We start from the raw sequence: 9,596 nt of genomic DNA, 5'->3' as shown, positions 1-9,596 counted from the left end.
CAAATAAATATATCTATAAAGACATCAAAAAGCCATATATTATCGGCAAAATTCATACATTTATTTAAAAAATAAATATATATAAAAATATAATAATACTCATTTATTTATATTTATTATCTTATAAAACCCAATGATTTTATAACAAAATAGCATAAATATATATTTATATATCTTTTATTATTATGAAAAATATAAATATATTTACAATAAACAGAATAAAGGAGGATGCAAAAGATGAGTGATTTTGTAATGCAAATTGGAGCTGACCTGGATTTATCTAAAGTCCAGGAACAGCTTGATTCTATAAAAAAACAAAAAGTAACTCTTGATATTGATATTAAAGGTAATGATGATGCACACAATCTGGCAAAGAGCATTGAAAAAGGACTGAAAGCCACAAAAATTGATACATCTGGGCTGAGTAAACAGTTAGCGGACGCATTTAATATAACGGATAAATCAGCAATCAGTAAACTTAAAGGACAGATCAACAGCGTAATGTCTGAGTTAAGTAAGACTTGGAATGGTAAGGAATTTAATTTACAAGGTGGAAAAGGTAATGCTTTTATATCTGGGCTGAGTGATCTTGCGAACAGTGTTTCTCAGAATGCCAACATTATTCAGGGCAAAATGGGGATTTACGACCAGTTCTACAGCTATTTCAAAGATAAGAAGATTTATGTATCAGATGATTTGAAGAAAGCTTTGTCCGGTGATGATTACAAGGAGCTTCTAAATAATAACATTGGTCATATTGTCAGAGAAGCAAGTAAAGGTGTGTCTATTGACTCCATCTGGGGAGAAATGACAAGCATGTTTCCTGAACACTTTGCCGATAACATTGTTACACAAGCAGACCAGATTAAAAGAGCTTTTGAAGTTCTGGCTCAGGCACGACAGGACATGACTCAGGTTATATCTGCGGAAAATATGACACCAGATCAGGCAGCTGGGATTAAAGCTGATGCTTTTGACAATGTGATAGCAATGTCGAACCAGATTCGGGAAAGACTTCAGCAGAATATTGAGACTGCTTCCGAAGGTGTGAAGAATACATACGATCTTGATGTGGATATTAATACAGAAAAAATTGTATCTGATATCCGGAATGCTATTCAGTCTGCTACCTCTGGTGCTGAAGATGCGGTTCAGATTAATGTGAAGATCAATGATGAAGAGTTGCTGTCTCAGATGAGGTCTGCAATTAGTCAATTGGCAACTGGGGACGAGCCAGTTCAGGTAGACATTCAAGTAAATAAGCAGAGTTTGGAATCTGATCTGGAAGTTGCACTGAAAGATGTAGAGTTACCTATTAAATTTAAGATTGACTCAGAACAAATGGCAGCTGATATTCAGGCGGCTGTTAATCAGATTACAGACGTTGAAATCAACTTGAGGGTTAATACAGATAGTCTGCGAAGCTCTGTTGAGAGGGCTGTGAACAGTGGTGGAAATAGCGTTCCAACCATTGATACATCCGGGTATGCTGAGATGCAGAATATCATTAATGGTCTTAATAGCGCAGGTGTTCAGGGACAAAGTGTGTTCCAGAGTTTTGGCAGTACACTGAAAGACGCTTTTAGCACATTTACAGCTGCTAATTTGTTGACAGATGCTATTTATAAAGTAGGTGATGCTGCCAGAGATGCAGTGAGCACGGTCAAGGAGCTAGACAATGCCACAGTAGCTTTGCAGCTTGCGACAGGTGCTAATTATAATACAGTACACGGTATGATGAATGATTATAATGCACTGGCAAAAGAGTTGGGATCACTTACCACACAGGTCAGTGAAGGAGCAGATGCCTGGATTAGACAGGGAAAATCAATTGATGAAGTCAATAATCTTGTAAAATCATCAATGGTTCTTTCTAAGGTTGGTAACATGTCCTCTGAAGATGCAACAAAATATCTTACAGCAAATTTGAATGGATATAAATTACAGGCTGATGCTGCTGAGTCGGTAGTTGATAAGATTTCGTCAGTTGACCTCGTTTCGGCTACAGATTCAGCCGGTCTAGCTGAAGCAATGTCAAGAGTTGCTGTTACTGCGGATCAAGCCGGAATCTCTATGGACCGTTTATTGGGTTATGTGGCAACTATCGGTGAAGTCACACAGCAAAGTATGTCTACTGTGGGAACTGCTATGAAGTCTATTTTGGCTCGTATGACTAATATTAAATCCGGTAAGTTGGAGTTGGTAGATGAAGATGGAACGACTGAAAAGCTGTCTGATGTTGAGACCACACTTGCAAATGTAGGAATTAATCTTAGAAAAACTATGACGGAATACAACAGTGCTTCTGATGTATTAGATGCACTTGCTTCTAAGTGGGACACCATGAACCAGGCACAGCAGAACGCCACCTCAATTGCTTTTGGTGGCCAACGCATGCAGAATCAATTTCGTATATTAATGCAATACTACGACAGAGTACAAAAATATACTGATGTTGCTGCTAACTCAGAAGGCAGTGGTGAGCAAAAGTTTGATCTCTACTTGGAAGGACTTGAGGCAAAGACTAATTCCTTAAAAGCCTCCCTGGAATCATTGTCATCTAGTGTGATCTCCCGAGATTTATATGCTGGATTCTTGGATGGTTCCAAAGCAGTTGTAGACTTCACGGAGAAAACAGGACTTCTAAAAGGAGCATTGGCAGGACTTGGAACAGCTGGTGCTACATATGCTCTTAGTCAGTTAGTAACTATGGTTACCAGTGCAACAAAAGAATTTTCAAATCTGTCTAATGCTCTGAAGTTGGTAAAAGCAGCGGAATCCGCTGGAACATTTGACGTTTCTAATATGGCAAATCTAATTAATCTCACGAAAGGTCTTTCAGAATCCCAAACTAAACTTGTATTATCCAGTACAGCATTATCAGATGCGCAAAGAGTAGCGGTGTTAATGGGGCAAGGAATGACGGAAGCACAGGCGAGTGCTGCTGTAGCTTCAATGGGATTAGCAAGTGCTGAAACGACTGCTACCGGAGCAACAGTTTCTCTTAGCTCTGCGCTATCAGGCTTAATGTCTACATTGTTAGCCAATCCTCTGATCTTAATTGCTGCAAGTGTAACAGCTGTCGTATCAGCTTTTTCCGCATATAAAAGATCAATTGAAGAAGCTGTTGACAAAGCGCAAGAAGCTGGAAACGCTTGGGAGGATAATAATACCTCATTGCAGAGCAACATTGATAAGATTACGGAACTTCGTACTGCGCTGGATAATGGTACACTTTCTGAAGAGGAAGCTTATCAGGCTAAGTCTGATCTGCTGGAAATCCAAGACTCATTAACAGAGAGTTACGGAAACCAAGTACAAGGTTTGGATTTAATTAATGATTCTCTTGATACACAGATTGCAAAACTGAAGGAACTTTCTACTGGAGAATCAAAGCGATTCCTCAATGAGAATAAAAAAGGCGTTGAAGAAGCAGAGAAGCAGATGGAGAAAGAGCGCCATGCTTATCTTGGACAGTATTCTGATAACGGATCTGAAGAGTCTAATGCTATTAACCAGGCAATCGCCAAGCTCAAAAAGAAGTATGGTGATGATGTATTCAAGCTTCAGGAAGGCATGGAAGGAACTGGTAATTTTGAAATTGAGTTCAATGCAGACGCTTCTACTGCTAAAGATGCTCTGAATGATTTTATGAACGAAATAAGATCAATCCAAGAGCAATACGGTGAAAGTGATGTGCTGACGAGTTTATCTGATTATGCTTCTGGTGGTTTGGAAGAAGCCAATGACATTTTGACAGAATATCAGGATTTATACAATCAGGCGAAACAAGCTGAGTTATTTTCCGATAAACAACAATATTCTGGTAAGACTGCTTTGGAATGGTTGAACAAATATGAAGACGCTGTAAATAAATACAATGATGCAATATCAGGTGGAAATGCAGACGAGATTGCAGATGCAAAGCAGTATTATGATGATATAAATAAAAGCGTTCAAGTGTTAATGAACACAGACGCATCTAAGTATTCCTCACAGTTCAAAGAAATTGGAGATCAGCTGAATACTGCGGCTATTAAAGCGAATGAGTTCAATCAAGCTCTTTCCGGTGAGGGTGAAAATGGATTCCAGAAGCATTTACAATCTGTAGCTGAAGAAATCAAGAAGTTAAATATGGACGATGCTGATTTTAAGGCTGCTGTGTCTTCAGGTGATGTGGATTCCATTAATTATCTCGTTCAGGCAGCAGAACAAGCAGGAATAATTTCCGGTACATCTGCTAGTGAAATTCAACCACTTATTACAGCACTTGGAAATTTGGGTTATATCAGTAATATGTCTGCTGATGGATTGAATAATGTAGCTGATAGTGCAAGCAATGTGGAGATGTCTTTCTCTGATCTTGCCAAAGAGGACAGTTCAAATCTGTTACAGGAAATTAGTTCTGTGCAAGAGGCGTTGGACTCTCAGTCTATTGGCATATCTGTAAGCTATGATGATTTTTCTTCAGATGCGCTGGCTGACTATAGGGATTGCCTTGAATACGTTAATGGCAGTTTAGTTCTAAATGAAGAGAATGTTAAAAAATTAACAAATGCAAAAGTGGAAGAACAAGTTGCCACAAATAACACGGCAAAAGCTCAGAAACAGCAAGAATACTTAGAAAATGCCAAGCAGATTGAAGCCTTACGTCAGAAGCTCCTTGATAATACGGATGCTACTGGAAAGAGTGCAGAATCTATCCAGGAACAGATTGATGGATTACTTGCATGTAATGATGCTATCGTGGATCAGTGTAGTCAGCTTGATTTGTTAAATTCTTCATTGATGGAATCTATTGGAATTTATCAACAGTGGAAGGATGCGCAGAATAGCTCTGAGAGCGGTGATATGTTTGACGATGCAATTACGGCATCTAAGCAGATTGACGATACATTAAATAACACAGACTCAGACATTTATGGTAGAGTGGGACGTAAAGATTATCAAGCTTCTTTAGACTTCCTCATTCCAGATACAGTAGACAGTACAGATGAAAATGCGATCAATTCCTATTTGAGCAGTATAGATAACCTATTTACACGCAATGAAGATGGTGAAAGAGCCGGACTTAATATAGAAGAGTTCTGCAAAAATGCTATGGATAAAGGTCTTATGGTCCTGGATGAAGCTGGTGAAAACTACCAGGTAGCAGGTGGGAAGACCATGGAAGATTTTGCTGAGGGTATGAATCTTTCAATGCCTATGGTTCAAGCAATGTTCGGTGAGATGCAGGAATTTGGAGCCAACTTCGATTGGTCGGATGAAGGCATTCAGACAATGGGTGATATTGCTGTAGCTGCCACTGAAGCTTCAGAGGCATTACGTAGTGTTGCTGGGAATGAAGACCTGAAGATTAATCTTGATGTGTCTGATTTACAGACAACAGAAGAAAAATGTTCTGCATTGGATGATACCATATCAGAGATGAACAGTGTTAAAGCAAAGGTAGGCGTGGATTCATCAGAAGTAGATCAGGCGAATACAATTATTCAGTATTGCGTTGCTCAGAAACAACAATTAGAAGCACCAGCTGTAATGAATGTTGATGTAAGCCAGGTTTCCGGTAAGATTGGAGAAGCTGTTGGATTGTTGCAAGAATTCCAGACAGCGCAGAACACATTGCAGATGCAAGAGACACTTGGAATGGACACCTCAGAAGCCCAGGCAAATGTGGAAGCTGTAGCAGATAAGATTAAAGGGCTTGATACAAATGTAAAAGCTACATTATCTATAGATGATAGTTCAATTGATACGATCCAGGACAGCATTAGTAATAAGCTTACAAATGAAGTCATGGTAAAAGCCGGTATAGATGATTCTGCTATTATTGGATTCCAAGAAACAAAGCATGATGCAAAAGGTGAAGTTGATTGGGATAATGATACGACAAAAGTTGATGCTTACGCCGCTGCTCAAAAGAAAAGTGACGGTACGGTGTTGTGGAGTAATGATATTTCACAGGTAAAAACTCAATTTCAGGCTGTAGGACACATTAATTGGGGAAACACTTCTGCTCCTACTAATGGGGCTAATAGCGTGAATGGAACGGCTCACGTATCTGGAACTGCTAAAGTTACAGGTGATTGGGGAAATAAGCACCCTGGTACTACTCTTGTGGGAGAATTAGGCAGAGAGATGATCGTTAACCCACATACTGGAAGATGGTATACAGTTGGTGATAACGGAGCAGAATTTACAAGTATTCCGCAGAATGCAATTGTATTTAACCATGTACAGACCGAGGAATTGTTAAGCAATGGATTTACAGCTTCAAGAGCAATTGCGTTAGCGTCTGGTACAAGTCCTGATATATCCGGGAAAGCTCTTGTATCAGGCAATGCTATGGTAACAGGTGGGATCAGTGTAAAGCAAGCGCAAAAATCTGTCGTATCCGGTGGTAACACTGCAAAGGCTACCAGTGCTACCAATGCAGATACCAAAGCTACTACAAGTCATACCAAAGCTACGGAAGAATCCACAGAAACCGTAAAGAAGTCTATGAAAACATTTGACTGGGTTGCTACGAAGCTGGAAACATGGGAGAAAAAGGTTAAGAAAATATCAGATCAGATTACGGATTATATCACATCTGCATTAAAGACATCTTTATTAAAGAAACAGATGAAAACCATGAACTATGAGATGAAAGCTAACACCAAAGGTGAGCTTGCTTACATGAAGAAAGCCAATTCTGTTGCTGAAAAATACACTTATTACAATAGTGATGGTGGAGAAATAAATGTACCAATTCCTAAGAAATATCAAAAATTGGTACAGTCCGGTGCTTATCATATTGAAGATATGGACACTAGCACAGATGAGGGTAAGGCTTTAGCAGAAGCTATCTCAGAATATCAGAGTTGGTATGAGAAAGCACAAGATTGTAAACAGGCTGTTATTGATCTGAGAAATGAACAACAGAAGTTGTTTGAGCAATGGGCTAACATGCCTACAGAGAAAGCTGAGAAAAAGATTGATCGTTTGACTACTGGATATAATGGTATTAATGCTGTCTCTTCCAGATTAACCGCTGCAACAAAAGGGGGATCTACTCAGGCTGTTCTTGCGCAGACAATGAAAGAGGATCTGGCTGAAGCTCAGGATCAGAAGAAATCAGATAACAAAGCGTTGAAATCTGCGAAGACTGCTAATAAAAAAGCTTCCAGTGAAAAGAGAAAAGCTGATAATAAGGTTAAATCTACTGCTAAATCCTTACTGAAAACAAATCTTACTGATGAACAGAAGAAACAGGTGAAATCTGGTAAGAAGCTTGATACTACTGGTATGTCAGGTTCCCAGAAGAAAAAAGCTGACGCTTATAATAAGGCTGTGACAAACAAGAGCAAAGCGAATAAGAAAGCCACATCTGCAAAATCTAAATTATCTACGGCAAAATCTAATTATAATTCTTCTAATTCTACATATAACTCCATGAAATCAAATGTAAATGAAGCTCTAACCGCGTATGATTCCGGTGATTCATTATCATATATGAATAGCCTGGTGGACCAGCAAGTCTCTGGAAAGAAGTTAGAACAGAATGCAAGAAAAACTGCTGTTGAGCAAGCAAATGCCAATGTCGCTACAGCTAATAAGCAGAAGAAAGAAGCTGACAAAAAATTTGCAAAGCTTCAGAAGAAATATAAGAACAGTAAGAAGCTTACAGCAGCTCAGAAAAAAAAGATTGCAGCTGGCAAAGAAATTGATACAACTGGAATCACTGATGCAAAGCAGTTAAAAATTCTGACCGCCTACAATAATGCCTTAGCAGACAGTAAAAAGAAGAAAGAGAATGTAACCATTGCCACAAATGCTCTTGCAGAAGCTAATGAAAACCTTATGACAGCCGAGGTGGAATCTGCTCAGGCTACAGTGGAAGCGGTATCTACGAAATTTGATAATGCGAAGACATATTACGAAGCACTTCTAAGTTACCAAGAGCAATTGAGTAAATATCAGGAAAAGAATATAGACCTGGCAAAAGCTCACGGAGATTACGAAAAATCTTCTGACTATGACACAAAGATAAGCAACACTCAGGCTGAGATGGCAATTAAACAGAATGAGCTTGATGAATTGACTAAGCAGTTAGATGATGGCGTTGAAGCTGGAACAATCGTGGAAAATTCACAAGAATGGCTGGACATGCAGACAAAAATCAAAGAAGCGCAAAATGCTGTGGCAGACTATGACACACAAATTGAGGAATTGAAGCAATCTCAGATTGGTGTTTATTACGAAGAACAGTTTAAAAGAGCTGCAGAAAAGGTTGACAGGTTCCGTGATAAGCTGGATGGTCTTAAATCTCTGATTTCTGATGATATGAAAATTGATAAGAACACAGGACTTCTTACAGAATCAGGTGCATTGTCAATTACGTTGGATGTAGATGATATCAATGCTTCCACAGAAAATCTGAAAACCTATATAAAGGAAAGACAGCAGATTATCAATGACTACAACGCTGGGAAGTTTGGCGAGGATGAATATAACCAGAAGCTCAAGGATGTTGACGCAAATATCAAGAGTACCACTGCAAATATTTATTCTTCCAGGAATTCCATTTTGGAGCTGGTGAAATCCCAGTCTCAGGCTGAGTTGGATGTGCTGAACAAGGTCATTGATAAGAGGAAAGAAGCTTTGTCAGCCAAGAAAAACTATTATGACTATGACAAAACACTGAAAAATAAGACTAAAGATATTGAAGTGTTGGAGAGACAGATTGCGGCGTTGGAAGGAAGCACCAGTGCAGAAGATAAGGCAAGAAAAGCCAAGCTCCAAGAGCAATTGGATAGTGCAAAAGAAGATCTGAATGATACAATCACAGATCATGCTTATAGTATGCAGACAGACGCACTTGACAAGTTGTCTGCTGATATGAGTGAAGATCTAGATAAATGGATTAATACTATAAGCTCTAATATGGAAGAAATGACTACAGCTATTAATGATGCTGTGAAGAATGCAGGACTATCCACAGCCGGAACAATCAATGCTATTTCTTCAATATTAAGACATTACAGATTATCTGATAGTGAGATTTCACAGTCTGGACTTACAAATATTACCGGTTATGCTTCTGGAACAAACTATGTAAATAAATCTGGAATTTACAGAGTGAATGAGAAAGGCATGGAATCTGTCTTTTCCAAGCAGTACGGTACGCTCACATTTTTAAACCAGGGAGACAAGGTGTTTGACGCTAATTTTACGAAACAGTTGTTAGATAATTCAACTATTGCTACACAAAAAAACATGCCTGATTATGCTGGAATGGCAAAAGCTATAGAAAAGAATATCCAAAATATTCAGAATCTAAGTGGAAACACTTATGTAAATAACTTCTATATTGATGGTGCGCAAGATACAGAGTCTATTCTGAGGGAAATTGACAAACACTTGGACAAGAAAATCCAGGCACATGACAAGAAACAGGTAAGAGATTTCAAAAGTTTGAGATGAGCGAAATGCTGCATGAGTGATTTTTGAAGGATGTAATTTTTTAGAATTAAAAACTTACTAAATTTCTGATTATCTTTTCATAAGTTGGTAAATGCCGATATATCCCGTATTTTAGAGCTTTATCGGTATTT

The 9,596-nt window shown here is 38.6% G+C and carries 1 protein-coding gene; it reads left to right on the top strand.

The features are described 5' to 3' along the window. Positions 1–1,161: 1,161 nt before the first annotated feature. Positions 1,162–9,465, top strand: a complete 8,304-nt coding sequence (locus AB5618_RS06685) for a phage tail tape measure protein (protein WP_368366590.1) — start codon at positions 1,162–1,164, stop codon at positions 9,463–9,465. Positions 9,466–9,596 lie beyond the last annotated feature (131 nt).

The organism is Ruminococcus sp. J1101004sp1_RTP21198st1_B9_RTP21198_201120, from assembly GCF_040924245.1.
Taxonomy (GTDB): domain Bacteria; phylum Bacillota; class Clostridia; order Lachnospirales; family Lachnospiraceae; genus Blautia_A; species Blautia_A faecis.
The sequence above is the reverse complement of the archived record's forward strand: the minus strand, read 5'-3'. Positions and strand labels throughout refer to the sequence as shown.